Annotated in this window: 11 protein-coding genes; 2 read left to right on the top strand and 9 right to left on the bottom strand. The window is 45.2% G+C overall.

Going from position 1 to position 18,674, the window contains the following annotated elements; all coding sequences use genetic code 11:
- Window positions 1-34 precede the first annotated feature (34 nt).
- Window positions 35-244 (top strand): DUF2909 domain-containing protein, encoded by a 210-nt coding sequence (locus RJ41_RS12685; RefSeq protein WP_039221374.1) that lies wholly within the window; start codon window positions 35-37, stop codon window positions 242-244.
- Between the two features lie 15 nt (window positions 245-259).
- Here RJ41_RS12685 and RJ41_RS12680 read toward each other — a convergent pair whose 3' ends face one another.
- The 7 genes from RJ41_RS12680 to RJ41_RS12650 form a co-directional block, all read right to left on the bottom strand.
- The gene (locus RJ41_RS12680; RefSeq protein WP_014951383.1) at window positions 260-1,153 is read right to left on the bottom strand and encodes a cytochrome c oxidase subunit 3; all 894 of its coding nucleotides are present in this window, start codon (window positions 1,151-1,153) and stop codon (window positions 260-262) included.
- A 23-nt stretch (window positions 1,154-1,176) separates the two neighbouring features.
- Entirely contained in the window at window positions 1,177-1,764 is a 588-nt protein-coding gene (locus tag RJ41_RS12675; protein WP_039221371.1) for a cytochrome c oxidase assembly protein, read from the bottom strand.
- Between the two features lie 147 nt (window positions 1,765-1,911).
- Window positions 1,912-3,555, bottom strand: a complete 1,644-nt coding sequence (gene ctaD, locus RJ41_RS12670) for a cytochrome c oxidase subunit I (RefSeq protein WP_039221368.1) — start codon at window positions 3,553-3,555, stop codon at window positions 1,912-1,914.
- Between the two features lie 10 nt (window positions 3,556-3,565).
- On the bottom strand, window positions 3,566-4,729 hold the full coding sequence (gene coxB / locus RJ41_RS12665; protein WP_039221366.1) for a cytochrome c oxidase subunit II: 1,164 nt from the start codon (window positions 4,727-4,729) through the stop codon (window positions 3,566-3,568).
- 580 nt (window positions 4,730-5,309) lie between these two features.
- Window positions 5,310-5,936 (bottom strand): transcriptional repressor LexA, encoded by a 627-nt coding sequence (gene lexA / locus RJ41_RS12660; RefSeq protein WP_039221362.1) that lies wholly within the window; start codon window positions 5,934-5,936, stop codon window positions 5,310-5,312.
- A 112-nt stretch (window positions 5,937-6,048) separates the two neighbouring features.
- Window positions 6,049-9,609: a hypothetical protein gene (locus RJ41_RS12655; RefSeq protein WP_039221356.1), complete on the bottom strand. Its 3,561-nt coding sequence runs from the start codon at window positions 9,607-9,609 to the stop codon at window positions 6,049-6,051.
- Between the two features lie 175 nt (window positions 9,610-9,784).
- On the bottom strand, window positions 9,785-12,073 hold the full coding sequence (locus RJ41_RS12650; RefSeq protein WP_052235467.1) for a sensor domain-containing diguanylate cyclase: 2,289 nt from the start codon (window positions 12,071-12,073) through the stop codon (window positions 9,785-9,787).
- A 341-nt stretch (window positions 12,074-12,414) separates the two neighbouring features.
- Here RJ41_RS12650 and plsB point away from each other — a divergent pair, with 341 nt between their 5' ends.
- Window positions 12,415-14,868: a glycerol-3-phosphate 1-O-acyltransferase PlsB gene (gene plsB, locus RJ41_RS12645; RefSeq protein WP_039221355.1), complete on the top strand. Its 2,454-nt coding sequence runs from the start codon at window positions 12,415-12,417 to the stop codon at window positions 14,866-14,868.
- Between the two features lie 280 nt (window positions 14,869-15,148).
- Here the strand turns inward: plsB and ilvA are convergent, their stop codons facing one another.
- Together ilvA and ilvD are read right to left on the bottom strand one after the other, a co-directional pair.
- Window positions 15,149-16,696 (bottom strand): threonine ammonia-lyase, biosynthetic, encoded by a 1,548-nt coding sequence (gene ilvA / locus RJ41_RS12640; protein ID WP_039221353.1) that lies wholly within the window; start codon window positions 16,694-16,696, stop codon window positions 15,149-15,151.
- Entirely contained in the window at window positions 16,696-18,546 is a 1,851-nt protein-coding gene (ilvD, locus tag RJ41_RS12635) for a dihydroxy-acid dehydratase (protein ID WP_039221352.1), read from the bottom strand. The genes ilvA and ilvD overlap by 1 nt, the downstream gene beginning before the upstream one ends.
- Window positions 18,547-18,674: the final 128 nt, after the last annotated feature.

The raw sequence follows: 18,674 nt of genomic DNA, 5'->3' as shown, positions 1-18,674 counted from the left end.
ACCATGCAAAATTAGAATAAAAACAGAGGTGAATATGTTGATAAAAATAGTCCTTGTTGCGTTAGTGCTGTACATGATTGTGAACTTGTTCATGGCGATGCGAATCATGATGAAAAACGACACATCAAAAGGGCCTATGAGTAAGTACATTGGTCGACGCGTGCTCACTTCTGCCGTCATTGTTATTATTATTCTTATCGCTATTGGTACCGGTTTAATTACCCCAAACCCAAGGCCTTACTGAGTTTGGGGATTCCTTTTAAAGTACGTAAACAAAGATGTAGAGCATGACCCACACTACATCTACAAAGTGCCAGTACCAGCTCCCCGCCTGAAACGCGAAGTGGTTTTCAGGCGTGAAATGGCCTTTCAAGACCCTAAAAAACAGTACAATTAGAATGATGGTGCCAAGGGTCACATGCATGCCGTGAAACCCTGTGAGCATAAAGAAGGTGTTGCCGTAAATGCCTGACTGAAGCGTAAGCCCCAAGTCGCGATACGCATGTATGTACTCTTCTACCTGTAGGAACAAGAACCCACATCCAAGTAAGATAGTGATACCCAGCATTAGGGTTAGCTGTTTGCGTTTGTTTTGCTCTAGTCCCACATGAGCGAAGTGCAGTGTAATAGATGAGATAAGCAAGATAACCGTGTTAATTGTGGGCAAACCCGCTGCACTCATTTCCTGTGTGGTAGTGCCGCCTGGCGTTGACACCAGCGGCCACATGGCCTCAAAGGTCGGCCATAAGACCTCATTGGTCATAGCGTTATTCGATGCGCCGCCCAGCCACGGAACGGAAATAAATCTCGCGTAGTAGAGGGCGCCGAAAAACGCAGCGAAAAACATCACCTCTGAAAAGATAAACCAGCTCATACCTTGTCGATATGAACGCCCCAGCTGATCGCTGTAAAGCCCTGCCATAGATTCGTCTATTTGATTTTTAAACCAACCTACAAGCATAACGAGCAATACTGCTATCCCCGCTAAAAGGATATGACCGCCATAGCCTGTTTCACCTTTGGTTGCTTGCACCACATAATTGCCCGCACCTACGGCGATAAGAAATAGAGCAACGGCCCCTACGATGGGCCATGGACTTTGTGCGGGTACATAATATTTTTGGTATTCGTGATTCTGTACTTCGGGTTGCATTTTCTTCTCCTTACCCCTTCGGCCTATTCGCCATTTGACGGTGTTGAAGCCATAAAGGGATTCGGTGTTGTCGTTAGGTCACTGGCTCGCGCTGTGACGTCATAGAGTGTGTACTGCAAGGTAAAAAACGTAATTTCTTCAGGTAGCTGAGGGTCTACATAAAACTGCATGGGCATATAGGCTTCACTACCCGCATCTAATGGCTGCTGATTGAAGCAGAAGCATTCAGTCTTGTTCAGGTACAGTGCTGCCGTTCCTGGGGATACAGAGGGAATGGCCTGAGCTACGATATTGCTTGATGCAGGGTTTCTCACATAAAACGACACCGTATTAAGTTCGCCAGGGTGCACTTTCACGCGCTTGGTTTCAGCACGAAACTCCCAGGGCATACCGGTATTTGTGCGAGTAATAAACTCGACGGTCACTTCTCGCGAGTCATCAATCTCAACCGATTGATAAACCGCAGCCGTGCCTTCGGTTTTTCCGTTAATTCCCGTAACGTCGCAAAATACGTCGTACAAGGGAACAAGGGCAAAGCCGAAGCCAAACATGCCAATAACAATAGCAACAAGTTTAATAACCATTTTGTTGTTTGCGCTTTGCTGTGACATCACGTGACCTCCGGGTAAATCCATAGATGAAGGTTGGTAAACGCTTGTTTAACCGCTTATCTCCCTCACCACCTGCAATGTGTGAGTGTCATTCCCGTCAGCTTTTGCCGATTGAAAGGAATGACCAATTCACAACACCACCTACCGTTACTTAACGACAGGTGGTGTTTCAAACGTGTGATAAGGAGCGGGTGATGGAATTTCCCATTCCAATCCTTCTGCGCCGTCCCAAACTTGCGCTGATACCGGCTCACCTTGCTTTTTGCATGCCTTGATAAGCAGGGCAAGAAAGATGAGCTGAGATAAACCGAATGCGAAACCGCCCAGGCTTATCCATTTGTTAAAATCAGCGAACTGCAATGCGTAGTCAGGAATACGACGCGGCATTCCAGCCAAACCAACAAAGTGCATAGGGAAGAACAACACATTGACCGATACTAGTGAGCACCAGAAATGCCATTTAGCTAAGGTTGTGTCGTACATTTTGCCTGTCCATTTAGGCAACCAGTAATACACGGCTGCCATGATAGAAAAGACCGCGCCAGTTACCAGTACATAGTGGAAATGGGCTACAACGAAATATGTGTCGTGATATTGAAAGTCCACGGGCGTGATCGCCAACATTAACCCTGACAACCCACCAATGGTAAACAGTACAATAAAGGCAATAGCAAACATCATAGGCATTTCAAAGCTCAGTGAGCCGCGCCACATGGTCGCTACCCAGTTAAACACTTTTACCCCAGTTGGCACCGAGATAAGCATGGTGGCAAACATGAAAAACATTTCCATGTACACCGGCATGCCCGTAGTAAACATATGGTGAGCCCACACAACGAATGAGAGCAGGGCAATAGACGCCGTGGCGTAAACCATAGACGCGTATCCAAACAGCTGCTTTCGAGAGAAGGTAGGAACAATTTGCGAGATAATGCCAAAGGCGGGCAAGATCATAATGTACACTTCAGGGTGCCCGAAGAACCAGAAAATATGCTGGAACATAACCGGGTCGCCGCCACCAGCAGCATCAAAAAAGCTGGTGCCAAAGAACTTGTCCGTTAACACCATGGTAACCGCGCCGGCGAGCACTGGCATTACCGCAATCAGCAAGAACGCTGTGATAAGCCACGTCCATACAAACAGCGGCATTTTCATCCAGGTCATGCCTGGTGCACGCATATTAAAGATGGTCACAATCACGTTAATCGCACCCATAATGGATGAAATACCCATGATGTGAACAGAGAACACAAACAATGCTGTCGAATCGCCACTGTAAGTCGTTGAAAGGGGGGCGTAGAAAGTCCAACCAAAAGCAGGGCCGCCGCCTTCCATAAAGAGCGAGCTCAGTAGAATGAGAAAGGCACCAGGTAAAATCCAGAAGCTCCAGTTATTCATGCGCGGTAACGCCATGTCAGGGGCGCCGATCATCATGGGAATAAGCCAGTTTGCGAGCCCAGTAAAGGCAGGCATTACTGCACCAAATACCATGATAAGTCCGTGTACCGTGGTCATTTGGTTAAAGAAGTTTGGCTCTACAATTTGTAGACCAGGTTGGAATAGTTCAGCGCGGATCACCATGGCCATCGCACCACCAACTAAAAACATGATAAAGGCAAACCACAGGTAAAGTGTGCCTATGTCTTTATGGTTAGTGGTAAACAACCAGCGCGTTATCCCTTTAGGAATATGATCGTGGTGTTCATGATCATCATGTAGGTGATCGCCATGTGCTTGACCGCTATGAGGCGCAGAGGTATCAGGCGAAATAACTTCAGTTGCTTTGCTCATTTTTCTGCTCCTAGTTTCCGTTTGCCACTGCATTGACGTCTTTGGCCTGAACCATGTCGCCAGTGTTATTGCCCCAAGCATTGCGCTCATAAGTCACTACCGCTGCAATTTCTTTAAGGCTTAGCATTTTGCTAAACGCCTGCATAGCAGTACCCGACTTACCGTGAAGTACAATATCAATGTGACCTTGCTGATCTTCTAACGCCATTTTGCTGCCTTTTAATGCCGGGAACACGCCAGGTAAACCTTCACCATTTGGCATATGGCAAGCAGCGCAGGTGGTGTTGTAAACACGCTCGCCAACTTTCATTAACTCATCCATCGACATGTTCATAGAAAGTAGACGCTGCTCTTCTTCTTTTACTTTACGAACAATTTCTTCTTGTTCGCCCATCCATTTATCAAATTCAGCAGGCTCTTTAGCAATCACCACAACCGGCATATAGCCGTGGTCTTTCCCACAAAGTTCTGCGCACTGTCCGCGATAAATACCAGGCTCATTCACCTTGGCCCAAGACTCGTTAATAAAGCCGGGGTTGGCATCTTTTTTCACCGCAAAATCAGGAACCCACCAAGAGTGGATAACGTCGTCTGAAGTAATAAGAAAGCGTACTTTTTTTCCAGTCGGGATAACCAATGGGCGGTCTACTTCCAACAGGTAGTTATCTGTTTTCTGGAACTTGTTCTCTATCTGCTCGCGTTGAGTAGCAAGCAATGAATAAAACTCAACGTCGCTGTCCATGTACTTGTAGTGCCACTTCCACTGTGAGCCTGTTACTAGCACAGTCATGTCAGGCTCAGATGTGTCTTCCATCGCAATCAGCGTATTCGCTGCAGGCACAGCCATAAAAATAAGAATAAGAAAGGGGATAACGGTCCAAGCAATTTCAACTTTCACGTTCTCATGAAAATTTGCTGGCTTCGCGCCACGGGACTTTCTGTGCAGATACATCGAGGCAAACATAACCCCAAACACTACAACAGCAATGCCAACGCATATAAAAAACATCAGCATGTGGAGGTCGTAAACCTGGCCACTGATGTCAGTGGCACCGCGTCTTAAGTTTAGTGAAGAAGCCTCTTCACTGACTTCTTGGGCAAGAAGCAAAGGGGAAAGAAGCAAAAACGGTATTGTTGAACACCATTTTGCGAAAACGGTCGTTAGTTGTTTCACTCAGCACCTCCGTAATAGCAAGACCAAAAACGCTGATTATTTTGCGCGATGCCCTACCAAATGGTTTGCGAACGATTGACCCATTACCTCAACTTGTAAAACAAATTAAGAGTCATTGTTATTATTTTGTTAATCTTTGTCTAAGAATTGCGCAATAATGCCGTGCCGTCTAGTCTTTTCTGTTAAAAATTTAACGAAGTGTTCAATTTTTAATCATTTTTTTGACAGCCTTACGTTACATATTGGATGGAAAAAGAAATGAGCATGTAGTAGCCGAGGATAAAATCAAACGCACATTTTGAACAACACAAAGGTTTTATCAGCAATCATTTGATCATAAAATCAACAACTAATAGGTTGCTAATATTTATTTTCAAACAGACTTTAAAATAATGAATGCATATTCATTAGTTCATTCACAGGCAAAATACGCTTAATACGTTTTCTGACAGTCATGTTTGGGTTCGTTTTTTAAAAGCGTGCTTAGTCACCCTAACTCCAGAAAACTGGTAGAAATAAAGCAATAAAAGGCATAAAAAAAGCGGCTAGTGCGCCGCTTTTCATTGAAGGTGTTAAAACCTTACATCCAGTCCGCGTTTCTTATAACGCCCACTGCGATCCCCTCAATAGCAAAAGGTTCGTTGGCTAGGTCTACTCGAATAGGTGCGAATTCTTCGTTTTCGGCATGAAGTAATACTTCACGACCACGTTTCTCTAAACGCTTTACCGTAACGTCTTCGTCTACACGTGCCACAACAACCTGGCCATTGTGAACATCGGTGGTGCGATGCACAGCAAGGAGATCACCATCTAAAATACCTATGTCCTTCATGCTCATGCCGTTAACACGCAGTAAAAAGTCTGCTTGAGGTTGAAACAGTGCAGGGTCTACCTTGTAGTGTGATTCTACGTGCTCTTGCGCCAAAATTGGCTCACCCGCCGCCACACGCCCGATGAGAGGTAGGCCTTCTTCTTCAGGTACGTCATTTTCGAGGGGAATATTGAGTTTGATACCCCGAGAGGTACCCGGCAGAATTTCTATCACGCCTTTACGCGCCAAGGCTTTCAAATGTTCTTCTGCAGCGTTGGCAGAACGAAAACCAAGTTGACGAGCGATTTCCGCACGCGTAGGCGGCATCCCCGTTTCTTGCATGGTAGTTTTGATAAGTTCTAAAACTTCTGTTTGTCGAGCTGTGAGTGGGCGCATAAAAGACCTGTCTGTTCATACAGTTCCTGTAAGTATATACACCTAAAACTAAATAACAAGCACTTGCCGCGTCTTTTGCCATAAGCAATAGACAGCGACAAGTGTATTACCTTTATTTCACAAGAAGGGCCATGTTCGGATTACCTATTTGAAGCTCTACTTCACCGGCATTGTTCTTTCGGGTACGCATACCATCGACATGATTAATGCCAATGGAAGGGCTACGCCAAATGACATGTCCTTTGTTATCTATTTCAGTGACTCGATAAGCAACGTTGTCATAATATCCATACGATGAGTCATATTCTTCAGCTTGGTAAATGCCAAGTATTGATTGATTAGACGATGTCGTTGGAATAACGGCTATATTTTGAAGATTGAATGTAGGCGTTATGGCCTCTTTAAGTACCAAGGCGTCATTTGTTACGTCATAAATATTTATTCTATTGTAGTTTCTATCTAAGCATGCGAACTCAGAGGCGTCGTCACCATCAGCATTAATTCTTATCAATTGACTACAAGAGACATCTAGTGCATTTAGTCCGACAAACTCGCCATCTTGCATTGTATAGAGCTTTAATGATTCATAGCCACTAACAGCAAAGAAGTGTTGGCCATTATTGGTGAGCTCAGCGACAGCATCAATTGAAAACTCATTGATGACAGAGTCGATGAGAACTTGGTTCTCAATATCGAATGCTTTGAGTCGATTGTTTTCAACAATGACCGCATCAACAAAATTATCGTCATTAACGTCTACTGCTTCGATGAGTGAGATTTGGCTGTTTTGATTTTGGCTCAGCGACCACTGAATTGAGTTATCTGACAACTTAACTACGTTGAATGATGTATTGCTATTCAAAGCTCCTGTGAATAATTCACCCACGCCATCATTGTTATAGTCAGTAACAACGGGTCTGCTATAGTCAAAAACATCGTCGCCAAGTTCGTCGCTGATGGTAAGCTCATTCTTCGTGTTAACTGACAGCACCTGAATTGATGTGTAGTAGTTAGTTGTCTCACTAACAAAGACTGCTCTTTCATCATTATCACCAAAAGTGGCCCAGCCGGCAGCAAAGTAATTAGAAGAGTGTGCTTCAGTTTGTATATCTGATAAGACGTAGTCGCCCTCAGCATCTTGCTGTGCAACCTGAATTTCGCTGTCGCCGGTCCAGATTATTTCGTTTCGGCTATCGTTATTCAGGTCGCCGATTAAAAGCGACATACCGCTATACGTATTATGAATAACGCTCCATTGTTCCGAAATTTGACCACCTTCAAGCGTGAAAGCTTTCACCTCTCCCCACTGGCACTCAGAAATTACAAACATTCCCTTATTTGTATGGTCATCTTTGCTATAGCTCAAATCGCAGATATCGTTATGCTCAGCTGTCGCCAAATTACTTTTCGATACCGCTGAATAGACTGAAATATTCTCCCAACGGTCGGCACCAATGATTTCATCGACACCGTCGTTGTTCATATCACCGACTGCGACGTAAGCGTCGCTAAACCCATTGCCAAAAAGCCATTGATTAGCGCCGCTATTAATATCGAAGACGTAACCATTGTTAGTCACCAACTCGATAGACGCGTCGTCGTCCACATTACCAAAAGAAAGGGTTGATACACCATCGACATCGAACTGCTGTAACTTCTCACCAGTTGTTACATTATGAATGGAGATAGAAGTCGCATCGTAATAATGATCGCCGTGAAGGTATGCAATTTCTTCAATACCGTCGCTATCAATATCGTAAAACCATCCTGACGTAATTTTATCCTCTGCTACAAATACAGTTTCCGCGTTGTCGTTACGATCTTTTATAACTGACAAGCCTTGTTCAGTAAGGATATAGATTTCATCATTGCTATCACCGTCAGCATCTTGTGTATAAACGCCTTTAATTTCTCCTCTGGTAGGTAACTTGTAAGGGTACACATAGGTATTTTCTAGTTTATTCCCGTTTAACGAGAAGGCGCCCACATTTCGATGATTGACGGATATGAGTTCATTCCCACCCTTGGTTGAGGCAATCGCAAAACCTCTATTATAAATTGGTGTTATTGAAGTTGTGCGAGCAAACGCCGGCGCTTTATCTGCATAAGCAGTTATTTCTACGGTTTGCAGGCTCTCATCGCCATCCAGACTCGCAAAGCTAAAGATATATGTTTGCGCATTGAACAGTTGACTGTCGGGCACCTGCCACGTTAGTAAGCCGTTGTCGTTTAAGGTAACTCCTGTAGGTGCAGCGACAAGCTGGCCTGCAACATCACTATTAATTTGATCGGGGTCAGTCATGCTTACCGTGAACTCGACGTAACCACCAGCAGTTACCGATTCAGGCATATTGGAGACGACAAGTGTCATTGGAGAGTCACTGATAGTGATAAAAACGGGTTGTGATTCAACGATATTAACACCGTCGGACACTACCATAGTTACTTTCAGTTCATCGCCGAATACCGCGTTATAAGCAGGCAGTGTGCTGCCGCTAACACCCTCTATAACAACGTTATTAATGTACCAGCGGTAAGATACTGACAGGTCAGATTCAGGCGTATCAGAGTCGTAATAATACCCCTCATCAACGGTTATATCGTCAGACGTGTAAACAGGGTCATAAGCATAATAATAGGGTTCACCAGCAACGGGAGGCGCTGAAATAGTTTCTATATCGGATAGAACGATGTTCGCGGTATTGCTGCTTGCAAATGTCTCGATACTGCTGAAAAACACGCCAACATCATAGGTGTCATCCCCGTTCGTATCTTCACCATAGCGAACCGCACCTTGCATAATATCAATGCCTGCGGTTCTATTGCCTTTAACTACAAGAGAACCTTGGGAAGCATAAGGTAGTCCTCCTTCCTCTGAGAAGTAAGAGAAATCAAGCTTACCTTTTGAGCCAATATGCATTGTCCCCTCGAACTCAGAGGAATACCCCAACCCATTAAAGCCATCGAAAGCAGTTCCATTTATTTTATAGGCTTCACCGTTAAAGGTCGCGGCCATGTACTGAATGAGTTCTTCGTTGTAGTAACCCGTGCGTGGGTCGTAACTTATTTCAGCTTTCATTAACCCTTTTAGCGTTGCACGTTGACTCCCTCTTCCTATCGAAAGACTCGTAAAATAGGACGTTGCCTCGAAATTGTCGTCATCTGATTTCGTAATAGCCACAGAAAATTGACCATCGTGATACGCGCTCAAATAATAGTGTCGGCATTGGTCATAATCGACAATTATAGTTCCGAGGCCTGTGCTTAAATCGAGTTTTCCAGAGTACTTGATTGAGCCACTATCTGAGCATTGTATAACGCCATCAATGTTGCCGTTAGCATCGACAAGTTCAGAAACTTCAAATATGTCAAGATAAGGTGAACTAGCGAGATCTTCACCAAAAAGCGTAATATATACATTTTGCACAGCGCTGATGTCAGCGATTGCAACGTTTGTTTCACCCGTATAGCTATTATCAGCATAACGCTTAGCTGCAGTGTCTAGCTGTGCTATCGAGTAGTCTAAGGGGTTCGATAAAATTTCTAATGAAGTGGGCTCTGGGGGCGGTGCAGGTGTCGGGTTAGTCGGAGAGTCCGAGCCCCCTCCACCACCACAGGCTGTAAGAGCTAGAATAGAAAAAAGGCCAGAGAAACCCAAGCGCGAAGTGTTCATACATCGTCCCTGATTTGTAAGGCATGGTGGCCTAACATCAGCCAAAAGTACGACACATGCCTAGTTTGTTTATAACATTAAAATGTTCGGTTTCTATAACTTATCTTCGTTTTCCTGGCAATATCTCTGTTGCCTGATACACAAGTCGCTAGCGGTTATCGACATGCAGTGACGGTCAATCGTCTCCCCAGACAACGCGATTTCGGCCTTGCTCTTTTGCTTTATAAAGGGCTCTGTCAGCGGTTGATAACAGCGCGCTAAAGTCTGCGCCGTGGGTACTATCGACAAAAGTAGCTCCTATGCTGATGGTAAGGTTTATTTGATCGGTTTTATAGTTAACAACACTTTCTTCAACGGCTATACGCAGCGCCTCTAGCTGCGTGTTAATTTCTTTTCTATTTTTGCCCAGCATCACAACAGCGAATTCTTCTCCGCCAAGTCGCGCAACCACGTTGGGTGAACGATTTTGTTTCGCTATTTTTTGCGCAACAGTAATTAACGCTTGGTCACCCGCGTCATGACCGTACGTGTCGTTTACCTGTTTAAAATAGTCGATATCTATAATTGCCACACACGCACTATGATGCTGTTTTGAAAACACGATGCACTCGTTAATAAATGCTCTTCGGTTATACAAACCCGTTAATGAGTCAGTCATAGCTAATTGCCGCAGCTTTTCTTCAGCGACAGCGCGTGCATCTTCTAATTCTACTGCATAGAATAGACCGGCTAATGCATCTAAAAGAGGCTGTAGAAATTTGGCATCTTCTATAGAGTAGGGTTCAAACTTATTGGCCAAACCAATCATACCCACGACTCTGTCTTTGACTTTGATAGGCAAACCTAAAAAACGGCTAATTCGCGGATGCCCTTGGGGCACACCTTTAGATTTCGGATGACTCCCAGAAGCATTACTTATCGTAATTTCTCCCGTTACAATAGTGGTACCGAAGAGGTTATCAAAACTGTTGAAGTATAAATTGCGCTTTTTATACTCGTTATATTGTGTGAAGCTGCTGGTGTCCCAAACGATTTCGGAAATGGCATGGATAAACAGCCTCGATGCATCGCCTTCATTTTTCATTTGCCCTACGAAAGCAAACTGACTGTCCGAAATATCAATGAGTTCGGGCAATACTGTTTGACAGGCCAAGGTCAAATCGTTGTTTTGAAGGTATGAAGCTCGGGTCTTATTAATAAATTGCAGGAGCTGAGTTTTCTTTCTCTCGTGAAGCTCGCTTTCCATTCGTTGGGTGATGTCACGATGAATTCCGGCAACCCGGGTGGGTTTACCCAGAATGTCAGATTCTACAGTTTTTCCATAGCTTTCGACCCAAACCCAAGAGCCGTTAGTATGCCTCATGCGAAACGTAGTATTGAAAACCTTGCTCTTTCCAGCAATATGTTCGTGTAACTGCTTTTCTACTTTCACATAATCCGCAGGGTGAATCAGCTGTCTGAAAAAGCGCGAACTGGTGTCATAGTATTCATATTCAAGACCGACAATATCGCACCAGCGTTTGTTGACTTGGTTTACATCAGCGGTCAAATTCCAATCCCACGTACCTAACTCAGAGGCCTCCAATAATAGTCGCATACGCTGGTTTGTTTTGTTGAGCTTGTCTTCCACATATTTTTGGTCGCTGGTATCAAATAGAAATGCCTGAACGGAATACAACATACCGTCTTCACGGAAACTAGCCGTAGAGATCATACTTACCCAAATGGTACGTGTGGGCGTGGCAATTTGAAGACGACAGGTATGCGTTTCCACGCCCTCCATATGGGCCTGCATGGCGAATGTAAAGTCGCCCTCAGCGTCTTGTGTCAAAACATCGCCAAGCTCGACTGCGCCGCTCAGTAAATCTTGGGACGATATGCCCAATACGCGCTCGCTATTCTTTGAGATATGAACCAGTTTGAGCGACGTAGTATTTCGCCACGTAGCCAGAACAATAGGGGACTTTTCTATTAACCCATGCTCACGCTTGAGTGCTTCGTGTTCTTTTGAAAGAGAAATATGCTGACTGACAAGCGCGCCAATTCGATCTAGAACTTCTAGATATTTCTTGTCAATTTCTCTTGGAACGGTATCAATAAGACAGACAGCACCGATAACCTCATCATTAATTTCAATGGGTGTGCCTGCATAAAAGCAGATGTGCGGCTCACCCGTCACTAGAGGGTTGTCTTTAAATCTTGGGTCTTCTTGGGCATTGTTTACAACAACTTGTTGACGCTCTTGCACGACATGACTACAAAATGCATGTTCCCTACTCACCTTGGAAAGTGAAGTCCCATATCGCGCTTTGAAAACCTCTTCAAACTCACCAACGATGCCAATTAGCGCAATAGGCACTTTGTATGCCGCAGCTAACACCACCATAAGATCGTTGAGATCTAATGGCACCTCGTTGTTAAGCATAAATTCATCAATTGTCTTCAGGCGGTTTTGATCATCCACTACATCTTGCTCATATTCATTGCCCTTTATAAAAGTAGTAACAGTCTCAACTTATCGCAATGAAATACCAATCTGTATAGATAATTTTCCATTCAGAAGGCGCTGGCTAGTTTCCTAGCGAAGCGCGGGAATGCAAGAATGGCTGCTCCCTTACAAATTCCCAGAATGAAGTTAGGAAGCTTGCCAGATCTTCCCGAATACGAAAGACGCAAGCTCTTGTGAACTTTCTGTGCAACAAAGAGTCTGTAACGCCAGAAAAGCGATAAGATTGGCGAGTCGCGAGATTGTGATGCGATTGTGTTACACTTCACCCGTTTTTATTTCATAGGATTACATAATTCATGTCGTGGATGCGAAAAGCCCTTCTGTCGGTGTTTCATTATCCTGTTAAGTTGCTGGTCAAAGCTCACAGTATTCCAGTTAACGTTGAAACCGAACTAGGAATAGATAAAAGCAAACCTATTGTTTATCTACTTCCCAACAACTCAGTGACAGACCAACTTGCACTGAGAATGTCGACAAAAGCGCTAGGTTTACCTAGTCCTACAGATACGCTCACATTGGCAGGGCGAGAATATTCGTCGACGCTGTTCTTACGTAAGACCCAGCCTATTTTTCGCTCGTCAGTCGAAGATACTGGGATTGAAGAGGTTTTCACTGACCTTTTTCATTTACATCGAGACCATGAAAATCTAGATTTACAGGTCGTACCTGTCTACGTCACGTGGGGTCGTGCCCCGGGGCGCGGGAACCCTGGTTTAAGCGATTTAATTACGGAAGCTGCAGCTCCAAGCTGGCTTCGCAAATTGTTCATCGTGCTATTTTTAGGCCGTGATAACTTCATTAACTATTCTAAAGCCGTTTCTGCACGTGCCATGTCTAACCAACACGGCAGCGATCAAAGCATTGCTCACAAACTCGTACGTGTGGCGAGTACTCACTTTCAGCGTAAGCGTCAAAGCATGACCGGCCCCACCTTGCTAGAGCGTCAGGAACTAAATAACAGTGTGTTAGGTTCAGATGCAGTGCGTCGAGCCATTGCTGAAGAATCGCGAAGCAAAAAAGTGACGCATGAAAAAGCAAAGGAAACTGCACAGAGCTATATCACTGAGATTGCTGCAGATTACCGTGAAGGACTTATCCGTTTTGGTGACAGACTGCTCACACGCATTTGGAACAAGATTTATAACGGGATTAGTGTAGGTCACGCTGATCGCATTCGTGAACTCGCCGCCAATGGTCATGAGATCATTTATGTACCGTGTCACCGCAGTCACATGGACTACCTGCTATTAACCTACGTGATTTATCACGAAGGTATGGTAACACCGCATATTGCAGCAGGTATTAATCTAAATTTCTGGCCTGTGGGCAAGGTATTCCGCCGTGGCGGAGCATTCTTCCTACGTCGCAGTTTTGCAGGCAACAAGCTCTACACCGCGGTATTTAGAGAGTATTTAGAGCTGCTGTTTAACAAAGGCTATTCAGTAAAATACTATCCTGAAGGTGGTCGTAGCCGAACAGGTCGCTTAATACCGCCTAAAACCGGTATGCTAGCCATGACTATTCAAGCCATGCTTAAAGGTGTTAACCGCCCTGTAAGCATAGTGCCTGTCTACATTGGCTATGAAAATGTGATGGAAGTGAAGAGCTATTTGAACGAGCTTAAAGGCTCTAAGAAGAAGAAAGAATCTAACCTTCAGGTGTTCTCTGCCATTCGTAAACTTAAAAATTACGGGCACGGTTATGTAAACTTTGGTGAGCCTATTGCGCTTAACCAGTTTCTTGAAAGCCATGTACCAAACTGGCGAGATTGCCGCGACGCCGAACCTGAGAAAAAGCCGGCTTGGTTAACCCCTGCCGTTAATGAGTTGGCTAACAACGTAATGACCCGCATTAACCGTGCAGCTGCATTAAACGGTATGGCGTTAGCCTCGTTATGTCTATTATCTTCTAAAAGACAAACCATGAGCGAAGCCGAGCTTAAACAAGCCATGGGCGATTTCATGGATTTATTTAAAGCCGTGCCGTTCAGCGATGATGCCACCATTCCAGATTCGTCGGCGGAAGAATTACTGCGCGATACGCTCAAGTTAGGTCGCTTTGATATCAACGAAGATGATTACGGGCGCTTGATCAGTCCACAGCCAAAGTCCGCGGTGTACCTGACCTATTACCGCAACAACATTTTGCACTTATTCGCAATCCCTGGTCTTATTATGGCCTCTATATTTGCGAAGAAAGGCACCACGAAGAGCAGCATTTTTCAGCTTATTGCTGCACTTTATCCGTTGCTGCAAAAAGAGCTGTTCTTGCACCTTACCCAAGATGAAGCGCTTGCGCACACTGACGCACTGATCACAGCGATGCTCGACAACGGGCTATTACGCCAAAAAGATGGCGAGCTTTTACCGCCAGATGCACACTGCAAACAATTCCATTCATCATGGCTATTAAGCCGTTGTATGCAGGAAACATTACAGCGTTATGCCGTGGTATTAACTATTTTAGATAAAGAAAAAATAATTAGCCGCAGTGCATTAGAACGAGAAAGTAAACAAGTCGCCGAGCGTTTATCAGCGCTTTACGGGCTTAGCTCACCTGAATTCTACGATAAGAACGTACTGTCTAGCTTTATCAGTGCTCTAAAAGATAACCATTGGTTAGATTCTGAAAAAGATGGTAGCCTAAAATACTCGGAAGAGTGTGAGGCGTTGCGCGCTGATGTTATGGACTTAATATGGCCTGAAATGATTCAGCATTTGGAAAATGTTGCCCTCAACTCTGCAAATTAGCGATATTGTCGCAGGCAGCAGCTTTGCATTAGTCTTAGCAAAAACCCATGCATTAGCATGGGTTTTTTATTGTGCGCCTACCTAGTCAATGGCCTCTTTTGATGCAGATACGCAACGCTCTACAAATGCGAAGCCAATAAGGTCAAAATAGTGCCGCTTTGTATCGCTCCTCGGTAAACTTGCGCTTAACGTGAAGCAGTACAAAGCGAAAACGGTTAAAAACGAGCCATTGTTCGTATATGTATTGTTATCAAAGCCTTTTCGGCATACCAATAAGACTTTACGCTGGTTGCGACAGGAAAAAGCGATATGCAGGATTATCCGTTACTTCTTCAACCTTATAACCTAACTCGGCAACATGCTGGTTAAAGTCATCTCGACTTTCTGGGGCGATATCAAAGCCAGCCAGTACCAAACCTTCTGCTGCGCCGTGGTTACGATAGTGAAATAGCGTAATGTTCCACTGTTCACCCAACGTATTTAAGAAATTCAATAACGCACCCGGGCGCTCCGGAAACTCAAAGCTAAATACTTGCTCGTTAAGTATTGTCGGCGGCCTACCACCAACCATGTGACGAACATGGAGTTTGGCTAACTCATTATCCGTTAAGTTAACGCAGTCATACCCCTTGCTTTCAAGGTCGCTTTGCAGTGCAGCAAACTCTTGCTGCCCGCCTTTGAGCTTAACACCAACAAAAATATGTGCTTCGCTCTCACTAGCATAGCGATAATTAAATTCGGTTATTGCTTTTGCCCCAACGCACTCGCAAAACTGTTTAAACGCACCTTTGGTTTCGGGAATTTTAACCGCAAAGACGGCTTCTTTCTGCTCGCCTAACTCACAGCGTTCAGACACGTAGCGCAGGGTGTGAAAGTTAATGTTTGCACCACACAGAATACCGCCCAGCTTTTTACCTTTTAGGTCATGTTGCTTTGCGTATTTACGAATTGCCGCCACCGACAATGCGCCCGCAGGCTCAGCAATAACACGGGTGTCATCGAAGATATCTTTTATAGCCCCGCAGATTTCATCATTGGTAACGGTAATGGTTTCGTCGACTAAACGATTACACAGGCGGAAGGTCTCTTGCCCCATTACTTTAACAGCTACCCCATCGGCAAAAATGCCGACGCTTTCAAGCTCTGTTGGCGCGCCTTGCGCTTTTGCTTTAATAAAACAGGCCGACTCTTCTGACTCTACTGCTACAATTTTTATACTTGGCTTTAATTGCTTTAGGTACACCGCAATACCCGCGGCTAAACCACCGCCGCCAACAGCTATAAACAAAATATCAAGATTGGGGTTTTGCTCTAGCAGTTCTCGCGCAACTGTGCCTTGCCCCGCGATGACATCGGGATCGTCAAAAGGCGGAACAAAGGTATAGCCATGGGTTTCGCACAATGCTTTAGCGTGGTTACTCGCTTGGTCAAAGCTGGTGCCATGCAATACCACATTCACGTTATCACCACCGAAGCGGCGTACTGCATCTACCTTGATATCAGGCGTGGTTTCAGGCATGACAATGGTCGCCTGAATGCCCTTCATTTTTGCGCTGTACGCTAAGCCTTGTGCATGATTACCCGCCGAGGCGCCAATTACGCCAGCTTGCAATTGCTCGTCGCTTAGTGAACAAATACGGTTATAGGCACCGCGCAGCTTAAAGCTTTTTACCGGCTGCTGATCTTCCCGTTTCAGAAAAATTTCATTGCCAAGCTCGGCTGAAAGCAAAGACATATAGGAAAGTTCACTTGCCACTGCTACATCGTAAACAGGGGCAAGTAGGATTTTCTTTAAGTATTCATGATCGCTAACGTGTTCGGCTGCCATTATAGATTTTCCAGCTTAGTCACATCACGCACTGCACCTTTGTCGGCACTGGTTGCTAACGCCGCAAAGGTTTTAAGTGATGTGGAGACTTCACGAACGCGATCTTTCGGCTTCCAAGGCTTATCACTGGCTTCCATTTTCGCGCGACGCTCTGCTAGTTCTTCATCGCTAATAGCAATGTTGATGCTTCGGTTAGGGATATCTATTTCAATTTTATCCCCATCTTCCACTAGGCCAATGCCTCCGCCACTGGCAGCTTCGGGGGAGCAGTGTCCAATAGACAAGCCACTAGTGCCGCCGCTAAAACGCCCGTCTGTTACTAAGGCGCAGTGTTTACCCAATCCTTTAGATTTCAAGTACGACGTTGGATACAACATTTCTTGCATACCCGGCCCGCCGCGAGGACCTTCGTAGCGAATAAATACCACGTCGCCGGCTTTTACTTCATCGCCCAAGATACCTGCTACCGCGTCGTCTTGGCTTTCGTAGATTCTCGCAGTTCCGTTGAATTTAAGAATAGACTCATCTACGCCAGCGGTTTTTACAATACAGCCATCTTCTGCTAAGTTGCCATAAAGCACGGCTAGGCCACCTTCTTGACTGAACGCATGCTCGATAGAGCGAATGCAGCCGTTTTCGCGGTCGTCATCAGCTTCGTCCCAGCGACAATCTTGGCTAAATGCTTTTGTCGTGCGAATACCCGCAGGACCCGCGCGATAAAAGGTAATAGCGTCTTCGTTTTCAGGGTTAGTGATGTCCCACTCGCTGATAACGTCGGTAAGCGGTTTTCCTAAAACATGATTAACATCGGTGTTCAGCAAGCCAGCCTTATTTAGCTCGTTCAAAATACCCAAAACGCCACCCGCTCGGTGTACGTCTTCCATGTGGTATTTCGGCGTAGAAGGCGCCACTTTACAAAGGTGAGGCACTTTGCGAGACAAGCGGTCGATATCATCCATAGTGAAAGGCACTTCACCTTCCATTGCTGCTGCTAGCAAATGCAGAATGGTATTGGTTGAGCCGCCCATAGCAATGTCTAGGCTCATGGCGTTTTCGAAAGCTTTAAAGTTGGCGATATTGCGTGGCAATACGCTTTCATCATCATCGCCGTAGTAACGCTTACAAAGCTCAACAATCTGCTTTCCGGCCTGCTTAAACAAGCCTTCACGGTCGGCGTGGGTAGCCAGCATAGAGCCGTTGCCCGGCAAGGATAAACCTAACGCTTCGGTTAGACAGTTCATGGAGTTCGCAGTGAACATCCCTGAACATGAGCCGCAGGTAGGGCAGGCAGAGCGCTCAATTTCATCAGTATCAGCATCGCTAACCTTGTCGTCTGCTGCCGCGACCATGGCGTCAACCAAGTCTAGTTTAATAAGCTGGTCTGAAAGCTTGGTTTTACCCGCCTCCATTGGACCGCCAGATACGAAAATAACGGGCACGTTCAAGCGCATAGACGCCATTAGCATTCCCGGGGTAATTTTGTCGCAGTTAGAAATACAAACGATGGCATCGGCGCAATGTGCGTTCACCATGTATTCCACTGCATCAGCAATAATTTCTCGAGATGGAAGGCTGTACAGCATGCCGCTATGACCCATGGCGATACCGTCATCCACTGCGATAGTGTTGAATTCTTTCGCCACACCACCCGCTTCTTCAACGCTGCGCGCTACTAGCTGTCCAAGGTCTTTAAGGTGAACGTGCCCAGGTACAAACTGCGTAAATGAGTTAGCAATAGCTATAATAGGCTTGCCGAAATCAGAATCTTTCATTCCTGTTGCACGCCATAGCGCACGAGCGCCGGCCATATTTCTACCTTGCGTGGTAGTTGCAGAACGTAACTTGGGCATAAATCCTTCCCGTTAATTTAAGGTTCTAGGTTTAGGCGCTAGACCTTTTTGTGAAACTAAAAAACAGTGGTAAACCAGTAATGTTTTGGCTAGTTTTCCAATACGCGCTGTTTTACTCAAAATTGCAT

This window comes from Alteromonas marina (assembly GCF_000808575.1).
Classification (GTDB): Bacteria; Pseudomonadota; Gammaproteobacteria; order Enterobacterales; family Alteromonadaceae; genus Alteromonas; species Alteromonas marina_A.
The sequence above is the reverse complement of the archived record's forward strand: the minus strand, read 5'-3'. Positions and strand labels throughout refer to the sequence as shown.